A 15,247-nucleotide genomic window follows, 5' to 3' on the forward strand; every position below is an offset into this window, starting at 1 on the left:
TATAAGTTAAAACCAACTAAACAAATTTTTTCACCAAGTACTGCATAAGTAGATTAAGTAAAATATTGACTATGAAGCCAATCGCAAAAGCCATAGCAATTGAAAAATGAGGCAAAAGTTGGGCTTGCAAATATAAAAAAGAAGCAAAACCAATAAAACCTGTGAGTATTCCTCGAAGTATAATAGAAGTGCCATAAGCTCCTTGTGTGTAATGCGTAAATGCTGCTAAAATAGCTGTTATAATAGGAAATGGCGTGAGAATTCCGCTCCAAGTAGGGCCCAATATTTTGGCCAAATAGGTAATTAAAGTTACAAAAACTGTAATAATAATCATTCGGAGATAGATATCATATTTAAGCTTCTGTCCCGAAGCTGACTGAGTCTCTAAGTGTGGAAAAACCTTTATTCCCAACAAACTCAGAATAACTACAAGTAAAAACCATAGATCTAAATTCATCAAGTTTTCAAGTGTTTTAAGCAAAATGGTCGTTCCAATAAAGGCCAAATAAGCCAAGAATAAGCTTATATGCCATTTAGATTTGACTGCCGAGTATATATACGCAAAACAGAAAGCAAGTACACCTATTACACCAATCATAATACCCTTAACGCTATCTACTGCAAAATTAACCCCCTGCTCAAATGTAAAAAATAACATAATTGGTCCAGCAATCCAAGGCATACTGGCAATTATACCTCCCACCAAATTCCCCCATTTTTTGCTGGCAATTGTTACCCCTCCAATCACTAAGGGCATCATTATTATTTTTATCAAAAGTGTATTCATGTTGTAATATTCCACCAAAACTTGGCTTTTGTAAAAGTTCAATCAAAAAAGCATTATTTTACGGAATTAATATAGAAGTTAAATCGGCAGTAGTTACTAATATCAAATTGGGATTTAATGCTTCTAACTCTTCTCGTTCGCCAAAACCACACAAAACCGCAACTGTTTGAGTTTTTGCATTTTTCCCAGCCATCATATCAACTGTTGTATCGCCAACCATTATGCAGTTTTCAACCTCCACTCCCATCTGTAAAGCAGCCCAAACGAGCGGGTCGGCAAATGGTTTTGTATGGGGACAAGTAAGAGCAGTGGCTACACATTTAAAATACTGAGTAATACCAGCATGAGCTAAAAAAGCTTTTACAGTCTGCTCATCGCCTGCACTCGCTACTGCTAATGGGTAATGTTTTGCTAATTCTGCAATCATTGGCTTGATGCCTTCGATGGTCTGGAAATTATGCGTATTTTTAAAAGGTTTCAAAAGCCATCTAATACTATTTATTACTTGATGAATAAATTTATCCCAGCCCCATCTATCGGCATAATGCAAGATTATTTGAGCTGGATTTTCCATAGTCATCACAATACTTCGGGCAGCAGTTTGGGCTTTCTTACTTGAAATCAAAAATTCAAATTTCAATAAAAACAGTTCAAAACTTTTCACCATTTCGTCGTCAGTATCTCGTAAGGTGCCATCAACATCGAATATTATTGCTTTTATTTGAGTTTTATCAAGAGTTGACTGCATGTATTTTTAATGTAAATTCATACAAAAGTACCTGTTTTAACTTAAAATTTATCTTATTTTTAATACAAACACAAAAGACTTGGAATAATATCTATCCCAAGTCCTCAAATCTTTTATATTCAATTATTTTATTGCTTAGCTATAACTTGCATGGGTTGATTTGCAGCATTTCCTGCAATGTTATTATTTCCGAAAGAAATAACTTTTCCAAGACCGTTTCCAATACCAAACATTGAATTATTAAAGATATCCGTGTTTGACAAACGTACAACAGAAGCAGCTTCGCTCGCTATAACACCTACATAATTATTAGAAAGTGATGTACTCTCTACATTTATCACGCCTGCATTTTTTGCTCTTACCCCCGTATGATTGTTTGAAATGTTAGAATTTAAAATGGTCATATAACTTATAGCGGTTGGAGATGATATGCCAGCTACAACATCCACTCCAATATCTACTCCGCTAATTTTAACGTTTTTTAAAGTTGCTTTTATAGTATCGGCAGTATTGGCAATATAAATACCAGTTGCAGAAACTGCAGGTCCAACAATACTTGTATTTTCAACAGATAAAATACCTGCACCTGTTTTACTAACATCTATTCCTCGGGTAGTAAAACCACTAATACTACAATTTTCTACATGTAGCTGCCCTCCAGCTAAAAATCTTATTCCATTAGTTCCTGTTGTAGAGCCATTAATTGATATACTACGAATAACGACTATATCATTCACTCCTGCGTTGATTATAACTCCAGAAACACCCGCACTGAGAATTCCAGCGAGTGTACCATCTCCGTTGATAGTGATTGCTTTTGTAATCGTAACAGCACCGTAACCACCTGGGTCTAAAACCGATATTTCTCCGCCCGCAGCAGTTTTTGAAATAGCACCAGCAAAGGTTTTGCAAGGAGCAGTTCTGCTACAAGGATTAACATCATCACCTACACCTGAAACCCAAGTACGGGTAGCTTGACCTAATACCACATTTTGGAAGGATATAAATAGTAAACAATAAATAAATATTTTTCTCATGATTAGATTAGTATAAGGTTTGTTAAAATCGACGAACTGCTCTGACTCTTGCGGAGGTGCTTTTGGTTTGCAATGAAGATACTCCTGAACTTAGTATAACCTGATAAGCATTAAGCGATGTACTTTCGGGATTTGATACACTTTCTTCAGTCGAACTCCAATAGTTAGCTCCAGCAGTAATAGCAGGAATAACTGCTATTTGTTGAAACATTTTAGTCATTTCGTCCTTCGATGGCAAATACCAATCACCAAAACCACCACTATTATTTTGGGTAGCTATACTCGCAGCATAAATACCAGCACCTTGCTCAGTATTTATACGTTCGGTATTATAAAATCCACTATAAATACCACTTCGAATAGCTAAAGTATTCTTATAGTTTCCATTATACCAAGTAGCAGAACTTTGGTCTGAAAGTGCAGCTACCAAACCATGCTGCCCCGAGTCATCTACATAAAAAACCACTCCCCCAAACTTACTTTGTCCAATAGTTACTGGTGAAAAAGAGGTCACAAACATTGGAGTCCATGATGAACCATTATAACTATACGGGCCAGCACCTAAAGTACAATCAAGGCAATAAACGATAACGCCTACAACAAGTCCAGTCATGTTATTTCGTTGAACTTCGCTCATCCGAGGGGGCAAAAAGCCTTTAGTAGTACTTTGTGCATTGAGAATGCTTGAGCTATTACTGGGGTCAATTAATACGCTTTGGGCGTTTATATGTCCAAAAACGCCCAATAAGTAGACTAAGAATAACCATGTAAGGTGTTTTCTTTTCATTTGTTTATTGTGTTTGTTAAGGTTGAAAAATAGCATTACATTTTAGATACTGAATCTTATTGAATTTGAGTAAGACACAGTTAGAACTTTTCAATAAAAGACATGAAATATCTTTAAATACAGCAAAAATTAAGAAGACAGCAAAGAAAATGAAGAAAATGATTCGCCCTCAATTATTGGTAGAGAGCGAATCATAAAGCAATTTATTGAATATGATTTGATAATTAGTATTTCTGTGGATATAATATTTTTGATACTATTTCACTCCACTCAAAACTCTTGGAATCGAAATAATTTCAGTTTGACGGCCATCAATATATCTGAATCCTTTTTCATCAAAAAAACCATCTTCTTCGAGCATGATTCTGATAGTTTTTTTCCACTCAGTTAATTCTACAGAAGCATTAAGTTCGATTGAATAAGCAGTATTAGTATTTAACGGATAATCTCCGCTTCCAATAGTTTTTCCTTGATTATCCCACATGCCAATCGTCGGGCCAGCTGCATGTCCGTGATTACCAATTGGGTGTGTGTAAATTACGCCTTTCAAACCTTGTTTTTTAGATTGTTCAAGAGCTTTTGCCAAAATATCATTACCACTCATACCTGCCTTAAAATTTTCGGTTAAGCAATCTTGCACTTGATTTCCTTGTTTGAAGGCCTTTTTCAAAAACTCAGGTACGTCGCTTTCTCCCGCACGAAGTACATAGGCATGTTGCTGTTGGTCAGTGTTCAGGCGTAAATAAGTAATTCCAAAATCACAGTGTAGTAAATCACCTGCCATGATTACTTGTTTTTGTGGACGCTTCGAGAATGTACGTAGATGGTCAAAATTTTCGGGGTCGTAGCGTTGAATATCAACGGTTGGGTGAAACCAAGTCTCAAGACCCAAATCAGTTACTCGCTGACGCATCCACCAAACTACATCATCCGTAGTCGTAACTCCTGGCTGAATCACACGGTCAGAAAATGCTTCCTGAATAATTTCGTGCGAAATGCGGCAGATTTGTTGATAAATAGCCATTTCTCTCTCCGTCCGAGTTTCCAGCCAATTTACAGCCAAATTTGATGCAGATACAACTCTACTTTGAAACTCAGCAGGCAATTTATCCATAAATTCTTTCTGCTCGGTATAAGTCAGACCATCGGCATGGGCGTAGTATTTCGAGAAATTTAGTCCAATTTTCTTCGGATTTTTCTCTTTAATAGTTTTCATTAAAGCATCCCATTGGTCAGGATTGGTATTTAAATCCCATTCCCCTTTTAGCAAATTACCTACATCATATCGAGCAATGGCATAACGTTCGACACCTTCTTTCTCACCCTTATCAAAAAACACCATAATTGTTCGACGGCGAGCCGAGAGCCAAACCGCAGGCAGCATTGTTTTCATTACAGGGTCTTCGTTATATTCTCTCGAAATTATGACCCACATATCAATCCCTTCTTTTCGCATCAGTTTGGGCAGCAGATTGGTCATTTTGTCTTCGAGAAGCTCGTCAATGACAGTTGCACGCTCTCGTTCAGGAAGGATTTTGGGAAGATTATTTTGAGCAAAATCTGCAAAATAAGATAAAATGAAAACCAAAAACAAAACACTTTTTTTCATGATGAAGATAGATTGGGGAATTTTTTGAGTCATTAAATTTCTTAATCTCAAAGATATACTCAACAACTCATAAAACAGCTAATTCACCAAAATATTCAAAGATTTTTCTACGATTCAGTATATTTACTCCCAGATTTAGTGTTGCTTTAAGCTCTCTTCTATTTTAATACATTATAAGGTTCTAATTTATGTACAAAAAAATACTACTGATACTGACAATATTCATATGGATTTGTTCTTGTGTTGAACCTTATGACCTTAATGTAAAAAGTAATTTAAGGCTCCTGACCGTAGAAGCCACTCTCACCGATAGCAGCGAAGAACAAGTTGTCAGTATTACAGAATCAGTAAGTTTGTCAAGAAATGTTGCCTCTATTCCTGTACTGAAAGCCACAGTCGAGTTAGAGGTAAATGGCACAACAAAAATACCATTTACTGAACAAGGTTTAGGGAAATATGCTTTACCCAAAAATTTTCAAGCAAAAGCAGGCAATACTTATAAGCTTCTTTTCACAAAAGCCGATGGGACAAAATATGAATCAGGCATAGATAAGATGTTTTCTGTTCCCGAAATCATTAAAGTCCATGATAAATTTGTTTTCAATGGAATAGAAAAAAACTTTGGATATGAACATGCTAATTATATATATCTCGACACCAAAGATCCTGCTGATGAAAAAAATAGTTATGTCTGGTCATGGAAATTATGGGAACGACAAAATATTTGTTTTACGTGTGAAGGTGGACGATATTTTGATACACCTCGTCCAGCAGGATGTAAAATAGAAAGAGGCTATGAAGGAGTTACTTACGACTATTATTGTGATGGTAACTGTTGGGAACTGTTTTTTAGTAAAGAATTAAATGTTTTTACTGATATTTATACAAATGGAAATCTAATAGCAAATCGTTTGATAGCCAAAATACCATTTTATAATTCTTCAGGGGCTTTGATTGAAATCAAACAACAATCAGTCTCACCGAGTGCTTATCAATATTTAAAATTATTAGCCGAACAAGTTCAAAATAACGGTAGTTTGGTTGATACACCTCCCGCAGCTTTGATTGGAAATATTCATAATATCAATAATCCAAATGAAATTGTAGCAGGCTTTTTTATGGTCACAAGTGAACGATATGTAAAATACTGGATTGATAGAAAAGACCCCATTGCTCAAAAACTAACCCCAACGGGCTTGAGAGAACACTCAATTAGAGAAGAACCTATGGGAGATATACCTGGCCGACCGCCACTTACACCTTGTATTTTGAGTCCAACTCGCACACCTTTCAAACCCAAAGGTTGGATTGATTAAATTACCTATGCAATCAATATTATCAGCCTTAGTATAAATTCAGTTTAAAAAACAAAAAACTCTATTGTTAGTAAAACTTTAAACAAGTTTAATTTTAATTACATAGTTTATAGAAAAAATATTCAATTTTTTCTATAAATTTGAATGTACTCAGCCTAAATAAAGCAAGTCATTTGCCTTCTTATAAGTCGTTTAACTTTTCAAATCTTAAAGCTATTACTTATTAAGTTTATTTTATGAAAGCGAAAATCATTGTGGCGATTATCGTCTTGATAGCTTGGCTGAGTGCATGTGTTGATGTCTTTCAGGCTGGAATCGTTAGCGATTTGACAATATTGGTAGTCGATGCTGCACTTAACAATCTCGATACCGAACAGCATATTTCAATCATGGAATCGGTCAATGCAAAAGGTACAGTTTTTAATATTCCAGTACAAAACGCAAAGGTAGAAGTATTGGAAAATAATTCAAACCGAATTTCATTCATTGAAAAACGTGAGGGTATTTACGTTCCTCCTGCAAACTTTAGGCTTAAAATCGGGAACACGTATCAGTTATTATTCACGAAATCTGATGGAAAAAGTTATAAATCTGGGATAGAAAAGCTATCAGGAATATCAGAAATCATTCATATACATGATGTATTCGAGATGAATGGTATTCAGAAAGGTGATAAATACTTACCAGCTAATTATGTATTTATTGATACGCAAGACCCTGAAGATGAAGAAAACAACTACCTCTGGACATGGCAACAATGGGAAAAACAAGATATTTGTATCACTTGTGAAGGTGGGCGGTACAATGTTAATACAGGGTGCCTCAAACAAGCACAATATCAAGGGCAATTTTTTGACTATTATTGTGAGGGTAATTGTTGGGATATTCTTAAAAATACGGAATTAAATGTGTTAAACGATGTGCTATCAAACGGGAAATTAATAAAAAACCGATTGGTAGCAAAAATCCCATATTATTCAACCAATGGTACACTTCTCGAAATTCAACAACAATCCATTTCAGTAGAAGCGTATAAGTATTTTAAATTATTGGCCGAACAAACTCAAAATACAGGGACTTTGGTTGATACTCCACCAGCAGCTATCATCGGTAATATCAAAAATATTAATAATGCTATCGAACCAGTCGTAGGTTTCTTTTTTGTTACGAGTATAACCAAAAAACGATATTGGCTTGACCGAAATGTACCTAACACACTTAAAATAAAGCCTATTGGCCTACGAGACCATCCACTTAACCAAGAGCCACCAATACCAAACGAGTTTGGCAGACCTCCTTTAGTAAAATGTCTTTTAAGCCCAACCCGAACTCCTATCAAACCTGATGGTTGGGAAGAGTAACTCATATCACTCATCTCTAATTCTCCCCAAAAGCTACACATTTACTCTTTTCATCGCATAAATCGCCATTATCCATTTTTAAAATAAAATCTTTCCTTAGAATTCTTATATTTGTCAAAAATACATTTATTCAATTTCTACGATAGTGATAATCAAAAAATTTACGTTACTGACCATAGCACTTAGTTTATGGGTGTGTTCGTGTGTTGAGCCTTTTGAGCAAAACATTGAAAGTAATTTACGCATTCTGACAGTTGATGCCACACTAACTGATACTTCTGACGAACAAATTATTAGTCTCTCTGAATCTGTTAATGTAAATGGCTCTGTATTTGCCCAACCACTGCTCAAAGCTAAGGTAGAAGTAATTGTTGCTGGCAGAGAACGCATAACCTTGATAGAAAAAGGACAAGGTGTATATGCCTTACCAAGCAGTTTCAAGTTACAAACCAATGTTAATTATAAACTGGTATTCTCGAAAGCCGACGGAACAAGTTATGAATCTTCTGAAGACCAAATAACCAAAGTTCCCGAAATTATTGGTGTTCACGATGAGTTTGTGGTAAAAGGTATAGAAAAAGGCAATAACATTTACGACCCTGCCAATTATGTTTATCTTGATACTCAAGATCCCGCCCAAGATAAAAACAATTATTTATGGACATGGAAGCTTTGGGAACGCCAAAATGTATGTGCTACTTGCTATAATGGGCGTTATTTTCTGACTCCAGTGCCTGCACGTTGTCGTGAAGAAAGGGCTTTTAACGGTCAAACATTTGATTACTTTTGTCCAGGCGATTGTTGGGATATTTTGACCAATAAAGACCTCAATGTATTTACTGACATATACTCAGATGGGCAACCAATTGCCAATCGACTTATTGCAAAAATACCCTACTACAACGTAAGAGGAGCTTTAATCGAGATCAAACAGCAATCAATTTCTCCAGCGGCTTATCGTTATTTAAAATTGCTGGCTGACCAAGTTCAAAACAATGGTAGTTTGGTTGATACGCCACCTGCGGCACTGATTGGCAATATAAAAAATGTCAATAATCCAAGCGAATCTATTGCGGGTTTCTTTATGGTAACGAGTGTAAGAACTGTACGATACTGGATAGACAGAAAAGGGGCTGAAGGAAAAAACATCAACCCAATCGGCTTGCTTGACCATCCTCTAAGCCCCGAACCCATGGGTAATGACCTAACACGTCCGCCTTATGCACAATGTGTTTCGAGTTTGACACGCACCCCGAGTCGGCCAAATGGTTGGATAAATTAAACTAAAACATCCAACATTCTCATTTTCCTATCTTGATACTATTTTTAGAATGAAAAAAATATACTTACTTCTAACTTTTCTTTGTAGCCTTGTGGCCTCCGCTCAGGTCAATTACCGATTTAGTGGCTATATCAAAGATACAATCGATGGTAAACCGTTGCCGAAAGCATCTATCAATATTGACTTTGGAAAATTCGGAGGAGTTACTGATGACAAAGGTCGTTTTGATTTATCACTACCTTCGGGCGAACACGCCATTACCATTAAATTTGTAGGTTATCGCCCTTTTCGTGAAGTCATTTACCTAAGAGGAGATATAAACCGACAATATTTTTTACGTCTGGTTGAAAACGAATTAGAAGAGGTGATTGTATCAAGTAAAGGTGCTGAATCAAATATTCAGCGTCCGCTTTTAGGGGTTAGCCAACTTAGTATTAAAACTTTAAGAAAACTTCCAGCCGCAGTTGGCGAAATAGATATTTTACGTGGACTTCAAATGCTTCCAGGGGTGACGAGTGTGGGCGAAGCCTCAAACGGTGTAAATATCCGTGGCGGAACTACCGACCAAAATTTGCTTTTGCTCGATGATATTCCGATTTTTAACCCTACGCACATGTTTGGATTGTTTACGGCATTTCCATCAGAAGCGGCTTCGAGCGTGGAAGTTTATAAAGGAAGTACCCCCGCAAGATTTGGTGGGCGAGCCGCCTCAGTGATGGACGTTGCTCTACAACAACCATCGCTTGATAAGTTTAAGATGAGCGGTGGTATTAGTTTTGTGTCAAATCGGCTTACACTTGATATGCCAATTATTAAAGAGAAACTCGGTGTAATGTTTTCGGGGAGAGCATCTTACAATGACTTTCTTTTGCCTGTTATTTCGCCAAAACTCAATGATATAAAAGCAAATTTTGCTGATTTAGTAGCAAAAGTATTTTGGAGAATCAATACCAAAAATACCTTTACTGCTTCGGGTTATTACAGCAAAGATTTTTTCCAAACAAAACTTTTAGGAGCAATTGGAGCAATCAATGCCACTTCTACTCAATACGATTATCGGAGTAATAGTTTTTCGGCCAGATGGTTTTATGCTATCAGTAATAAACTTAATTTACAAACAACCGTAGTCTCAGCCGATTATGTGCCAAAAACCTTACTTCCAGAACTCAACTCCGATAACAAAGTAGAGTTACTTTCGGGCATCAAATATCAGCAAGCAAAAACCAACCTTAACTACTCAATTGCCAAACAAAATATTGAGATTGGTATCAGTGGTACTCGCTACGAAATAGACCCTGGACAACTCTTGCCAGGCACAAGTAAAAGTGTTTTATCAATCAAAACGCCAAAAGAGTATTCACTCGAAACAGCCATCTATGCCGAAGATGAAATTTCTCTATCTTCAAAAGCAACTGTTTCAGTTGGAGTTCGATATTCTCAGTTTTATGCTCTCGGGCCAGGAACTGTACAGACTTATGTAGCTGGTGAACCACGAGATACTTTTTCGGCAAGAGATACGATTAACTATGGCAAAGGTAAAATCATGCAATCTTACGGCGGGTTCGAACCAAGACTTGGTATGAAGTATTCATTAAATGAACGGACCTCTCTAAAATTGGGTTACAATTTGATGCGTCAATATATGCAGGTTGTTACAAATACTACAACACCTTTACCTACTTCTCGCTGGAAAACTTCTGACTTACACATAAAACCACAAGTAAGTACTTTGCTTTCGGGTGGAATTTTCCATAATTTGAAAGGTAATATTTATGAATTTTCATTAGAAGCCTATTATCGTTTAACCAGTAATATTATCGACTACAAACCTGGTGCTGATTTTTTACTATCGAGTTATCCAGAAACGCAGCTTTTACAAGGTAAAAACCGTTCTTATGGCTTAGAAGTGATGTTTTCTAAGAAAAAAGGTGAAACTACGGGTTGGATAAACTACACATACTCTCGCTCCATGAATAAAGTGAATGAAGGAAGTGGTTTTGGAGAACAAATCAACTTTGGCAACTGGTACGCAGCTAATTATGACCGTCCACACTCATTTAATGCCTCAGTGATTTTTAATCAAGGTACACACCATGATTTTTCTTTTAATTTCTCATACAGTACTGGCCGCCCTTATACTTTACCCGAAGGATTTATTGTTTATCAAGGGCGTAGCTATCCATTTTATGGTGTACGAAACAATGCACGTCTGCCTGACTATCATCGTCTTGATTTTGCATGGAATATCTATCAGCCAGGTATGAAAGATAAACGTTTTAAGAGCCATTTTACTTTTACGGTGTTCAATCTTTACGGAAAGAAAAATGCGTATTCAGTTTTTGTACGTAGTACAGGTACCGCCATTAGTTCTTATAAATTAGTTGTTTTTGGCTCACCAATTCCTTCTTTGTCTTATAATTTTAAATTCTAATATTTGTTGGGGCTTACAATAAGCCCCAACTTTTTTAAAACTCAAGATAAGGCAATAATTTCATAATTGTAGCTTCATCTAATACCTTAATCTGCTTCAAATCTTCCGAATTCTTAAACGCTCCGTGTTGCTCACGATAAGCAATAATTGCTTTAGCTTGGTAGTATTTCAAATAAGGATGTCTAAATTCTGAAATACCTATTTGGTTGACTTTCAGCCTTTTCACTCCATTTTTAACAAATCCATATTTCAACAATTCATCAATAGTTTCGGGCGGAAGCCCGTAAGTTTCTTTGATTTGTTCTGTACTGACAAAGCCGCCCAACATATCTCTAAATTTGATAATTCGTTTGGCATAGCCCGAACCAATACCTTTAATTTTCATAAAATCTGTAGTATCGCCCGTGTTTAATTCAAAACGCACGGGTTGTTTTGGATTTGTTTTTGGGTTTGCTATTTTATTTTCAACTGTCTTGTCTTCACTTGGTGCAGTAGCTGCCACAGTTCGCTCTACGCTTGTGGCTTCGGCTTGCGGCGTGCGTAAAGACTCATCATCTGCTGATGGCAATGTGATGTAAGGCTCTAAACGCTCATAAGTATCTGGTAGAATGCCATAAATTTTAGCAAAATCTTCCCTTTTCCTGAATTTACCGCCTTTGCTACGATATTTTTCAATGCGTTCAGCAATGAATTTTGGTAAACCCAATGACTCAAATTGCTCAACCGAGGCAGTATTTGGGTCGAAATTGAAGTTTTTGTAGGATTTTTTAGCATCATATTTCTCATATTTTTGTCCATAACTCGATTGATTTCCGTAAGCTGGCTTCCGATTATCCAGAGAAACAGTCAGACTATCCAGCATTTTTGGTGAAGAAATAACTAAATTCTGTGGTTTCTGAGCAAAGAACCAGTCAGCTCCAAACATCAGCAAGATTACAAAAATGATGATTCCGAAGATTACGATGACGCCCTTTGCTTCAGCAGGGGACATAGATAGGAGATTACGAACGAAAGTCGTGAGTTTTTTCATAGTTACAGCAGCAAAAATTGAATTATTGGCAAAAATTAAGATATAGGCAAAGTATTTGCAAGGATTTCGTTAATTTTGTGATGAAAATTTATTCAAAAGATGAAAATCAGAAGTCTTACGTTAAAATACCATATAAGTTATAATAAATAATGAGTCAACCAGCCGCAGCTCCTGCAACCAGTCTTCAAGACATTATTAGCCATGCAAAAGAATATGGCTTCGTGTTTCCTTCGTCCGAAATTTATGATGGACTTCAAGCCGTTTATGACTATGGTCAGAATGGTGTTGAATTAAAAAATAACCTCAAAGCTGCATGGTGGAAAGCCATGACTCAGCTTCATGATAATATCGTGGGGATTGATGCCGCTATTTTCATGCACCCGCTTACGTGGAAAGCGTCGGGTCACGTAGATGGCTTCAACGACCCAATGATTGATAATAAAGACAGCAAAAAACGCTACCGTGCCGACCAACTTTTGGAAGGAAAAGCCGAAGAATATGCTAAAGCTGGCGAAACTGAAAAAGCACAAAATTTGCTCAACGAAATGGGTAGATTGCTCGGTGCTGAAGATTTGGACGGTGTAAGAAACTTAATTATTGCCGAAAACATCGTTTGCCCAATTTCAAAAACTCTGAATTGGACAGAAGTTCGTCAATTTAACCTCATGTTTTCAACCCAAGTGGGTTCGGTTGCCGAAGATTCGAGTTTAATATATTTACGTCCAGAAACTGCTCAAGGTATTTTCGTAAACTTCTTGAACGTACAAAAAAGTGGTCGTATGAAAGTGCCTTTTGGCATTGCCCAAATCGGAAAAGCTTTCAGAAATGAGATTGTGGCTCGTCAGTTTATTTTCCGTATGCGTGAGTTTGAACAAATGGAAATGCAGTTTTTCATTCGTCCTGACACTTCTACGCAATGGTATAATAGCTGGAAAGAAACTCGTTTGAAATTCCATAAAGCGATTGGTCTTCCTGCCGAAAAATTAAAGTATCATGACCACGAGAAATTAGCTCACTACGCCAGTGCAGCCGTTGATATTGAGTTTGAATTCCCGTTCGGATTTAGAGAAATCGAAGGTATTCACGCCCGAGGCGATTTCGATTTAAGAAATCACCAAGAATTATCGAAGAAAAAACAACAGTACTTTGATGCTGACCTTGACGAAAATGGCAAACCGTACGGAAATTATATTCCGCACGTAGTAGAAACTTCGGTAGGTGCTGACCGCCTTTTCTTGGCTACTTTCTGTAATGCTTTCACAAAAGAAACGATTCCAAGCAACGAAGAAGGTAAAGAAGATAAAGAAAGAGTTTATTTGAAATTGCACCCAGCTTTAGCCCCAATTAAAGCTGCCGTATTACCACTGGTGAAGAAAGACGGTTTGGCAGAAAAAGCGGAAGCAATTGCAAGCTCATTGAAATCATCGTTCCGTACGGTGTATGACGATGGTGGTGCAATTGGTAAGCGTTATACTCGCCAAGATTTAATCGGAACGCCATTCTGTATTGCAGTTGATTACCAAACAATGGAAGACGATACCGTAACGATTCGTCACCGTGACTCAATGACACAGGAGCGTGTTTCGATTGCTGAATTGAAAGAAAAAATTGGTTACGCAGTGAGCATGGAGAGAATTTTGGAAGCGATATAATTATTACAAATTCCCGTTTCCTTCAGCTTAGCTAAGGGAACGGGAATTTATATTTTTCAATTCAAATCATCAGTTTTTGTGGCATCATAAACAGATTTTATGGCTGCCATTTCCTTTACTAAAAAAGTTTGTAGTTGTTCGTTAAAATCTTTTTTATCTTCTTCAGAAAGGCTTTCGTATAAACCTTTAAGTTCTTCATTGATTGCCAATTTTTCTGCTTCTGTTTCGGCGTTCATACCTCTTACATGATATGATTTCAGATTAAAATTTTTCATTATTCACGTTGGTTTTCGGTCACAAAGTTAAAGGAATTCTTCCAAACATCTTTCTCATTAATTTGTCACTGATACGTTTAATAAATTTTTGGTATATAAAACATCCTTCACTATTGATATATTACAATTTTTACTTAACATTGTCATATCTAATCTTTCACAAATATGAAGGATAACAAATTGCCTATACATTACACAATACTTTGCTTATACCTGATTGTAGCTTTCTTTCTTAACACGAATCTACGTATCACGTTAAATGTATTGTTTTGCCTTTTCTGTGCTTTTTTTTATTATGATAATCGAAAAAAAGCAACTAATACACAAGATATATACTTTATAGTAAGTTTAATTTGTGCAGCAATAGCCTCATTAGTGCCAATCTGGCGGCATCTTCAAGTGGGACTTGTCATAGAAATGCTGATTTCTATACTAATGCTGATTTTCATTCTTTTATGCCTAAAAAGTAAAACTCAATATTTGTTTTTAGGTACAAACTGGGGATTAGTACTTGGCATTATCTTAATTGTTTTATCATTAATCTATTTTACCAATCATTTTTTGCCTTACATTAATGATTTAAATGTTCCTCTTACAGTAATTTTTGTTTTCATTTTAGGGTTTATTTTTATTATTACACTCATTAGGGCTGTCAATGACACCAACTATTATCAATTTTTTTTAGGTGTCTGTCTTATTATTAGCTCATGCATAGTGGCTGCATTTTCGATTTATCATAATACATTTGCTCTTAATAATTATTTGGAAGATGCTCTGGCTATGTCAGGTATATTTTTTTTGACAAATGGTATGCTAAAAAATACTACCCAACTACAATCATCTGAGAGTTATCACCAACATCATCGAAACTTTTCAATTTTGTACTTTCTGAAAAAGATTTTTTGACAATTTGGGCTTAATTATTAAAAACA

At 36.2% G+C, this 15,247-nt stretch carries 13 protein-coding genes; 6 read left to right on the plus strand and 7 right to left on the minus strand.

What is annotated here, in order from left to right; all coding sequences use genetic code 11:
• Nucleotides 1–16 precede the first annotated feature (16 nt).
• The 5 genes from ABR854_RS10145 to ABR854_RS10165 form a co-directional block, all read right to left on the minus strand.
• Complete coding sequence (locus tag ABR854_RS10145) at nt 17–787, minus strand: hypothetical protein (protein WP_350265282.1); 771 nt, start codon at nt 785–787, stop codon at nt 17–19.
• 58 nt (nt 788–845) lie between these two features.
• Nucleotides 846–1,535, minus strand: coding sequence for an HAD family hydrolase (locus ABR854_RS10150; protein WP_350265283.1), 690 nt, complete (start codon nt 1,533–1,535; stop codon nt 846–848).
• A gap of 128 nt (nt 1,536–1,663) precedes the next feature.
• Nucleotides 1,664–2,524 (minus strand): right-handed parallel beta-helix repeat-containing protein, encoded by an 861-nt coding sequence (locus tag ABR854_RS10155; RefSeq protein ID WP_350265284.1) that lies wholly within the window; start codon nt 2,522–2,524, stop codon nt 1,664–1,666.
• A 70-nt stretch (nt 2,525–2,594) separates the two neighbouring features.
• Nucleotides 2,595–3,359 carry a phage tail-like protein gene (locus tag ABR854_RS10160; RefSeq protein WP_350265285.1) on the minus strand — a complete coding sequence of 255 codons (765 nt, stop codon included), beginning with the start codon at nt 3,357–3,359 and terminating at the stop codon, nt 2,595–2,597.
• Nucleotides 3,360–3,615: 256 nt separating this feature from the next.
• Nucleotides 3,616–4,968 (minus strand): M24 family metallopeptidase, encoded by a 1,353-nt coding sequence (locus ABR854_RS10165; RefSeq protein ID WP_350265286.1) that lies wholly within the window; start codon nt 4,966–4,968, stop codon nt 3,616–3,618.
• Between the two features lie 188 nt (nt 4,969–5,156).
• On the opposite strand from ABR854_RS10165, the gene ABR854_RS10170 reads away from it, so the two are divergent.
• The 4 genes from ABR854_RS10170 (at nt 5,157) to ABR854_RS10185 (ending at nt 11,358) form a co-directional block, all read left to right on the plus strand.
• Nucleotides 5,157–6,284: a DUF4249 domain-containing protein gene (locus ABR854_RS10170; protein ID WP_350265287.1), complete on the plus strand. Its 1,128-nt coding sequence runs from the start codon at nt 5,157–5,159 to the stop codon at nt 6,282–6,284.
• 236 nt (nt 6,285–6,520) lie between these two features.
• On the plus strand, nt 6,521–7,645 hold the full coding sequence (locus ABR854_RS10175) for a DUF4249 domain-containing protein (RefSeq protein WP_350265288.1): 1,125 nt from the start codon (nt 6,521–6,523) through the stop codon (nt 7,643–7,645).
• Nucleotides 7,646–7,790: 145 nt separating this feature from the next.
• Nucleotides 7,791–8,927, plus strand: a complete 1,137-nt coding sequence (locus ABR854_RS10180) for a DUF4249 domain-containing protein (protein ID WP_350265289.1) — start codon at nt 7,791–7,793, stop codon at nt 8,925–8,927.
• Nucleotides 8,928–8,976: 49 nt separating this feature from the next.
• The gene (locus ABR854_RS10185) at nt 8,977–11,358 is read left to right on the plus strand and encodes a TonB-dependent receptor (protein WP_350265290.1); all 2,382 of its coding nucleotides are present in this window, start codon (nt 8,977–8,979) and stop codon (nt 11,356–11,358) included.
• Nucleotides 11,359–11,392: 34 nt separating this feature from the next.
• On the opposite strand, the gene ABR854_RS10190 is transcribed toward ABR854_RS10185, so the two are convergent.
• On the minus strand, nt 11,393–12,388 hold the full coding sequence (locus ABR854_RS10190; RefSeq protein WP_350265291.1) for a ComEA family DNA-binding protein: 996 nt from the start codon (nt 12,386–12,388) through the stop codon (nt 11,393–11,395).
• A gap of 149 nt (nt 12,389–12,537) precedes the next feature.
• Between ABR854_RS10190 and ABR854_RS10195 the strand changes: the two genes are divergently transcribed.
• A complete protein-coding gene (locus ABR854_RS10195) occupies nt 12,538–14,040 on the plus strand; it encodes a glycine--tRNA ligase (protein WP_350265292.1) in 1,503 nt (500 codons plus the stop codon).
• 56 nt (nt 14,041–14,096) lie between these two features.
• Here ABR854_RS10195 and ABR854_RS10200 read toward each other — a convergent pair whose 3' ends face one another.
• Nucleotides 14,097–14,315: a hypothetical protein gene (locus ABR854_RS10200; protein ID WP_350265293.1), complete on the minus strand. Its 219-nt coding sequence runs from the start codon at nt 14,313–14,315 to the stop codon at nt 14,097–14,099.
• A gap of 165 nt (nt 14,316–14,480) precedes the next feature.
• Between ABR854_RS10200 and ABR854_RS10205 the strand changes: the two genes are divergently transcribed.
• Nucleotides 14,481–15,221 (plus strand): hypothetical protein, encoded by a 741-nt coding sequence (locus ABR854_RS10205; protein ID WP_350265294.1) that lies wholly within the window; start codon nt 14,481–14,483, stop codon nt 15,219–15,221.
• Nucleotides 15,222–15,247 lie beyond the last annotated feature (26 nt).

The sequence above is a fragment of the Emticicia sp. W12TSBA100-4 genome, assembly GCF_040253585.1.
GTDB lineage: Bacteria > Bacteroidota > Bacteroidia > Cytophagales > Spirosomataceae > Emticicia.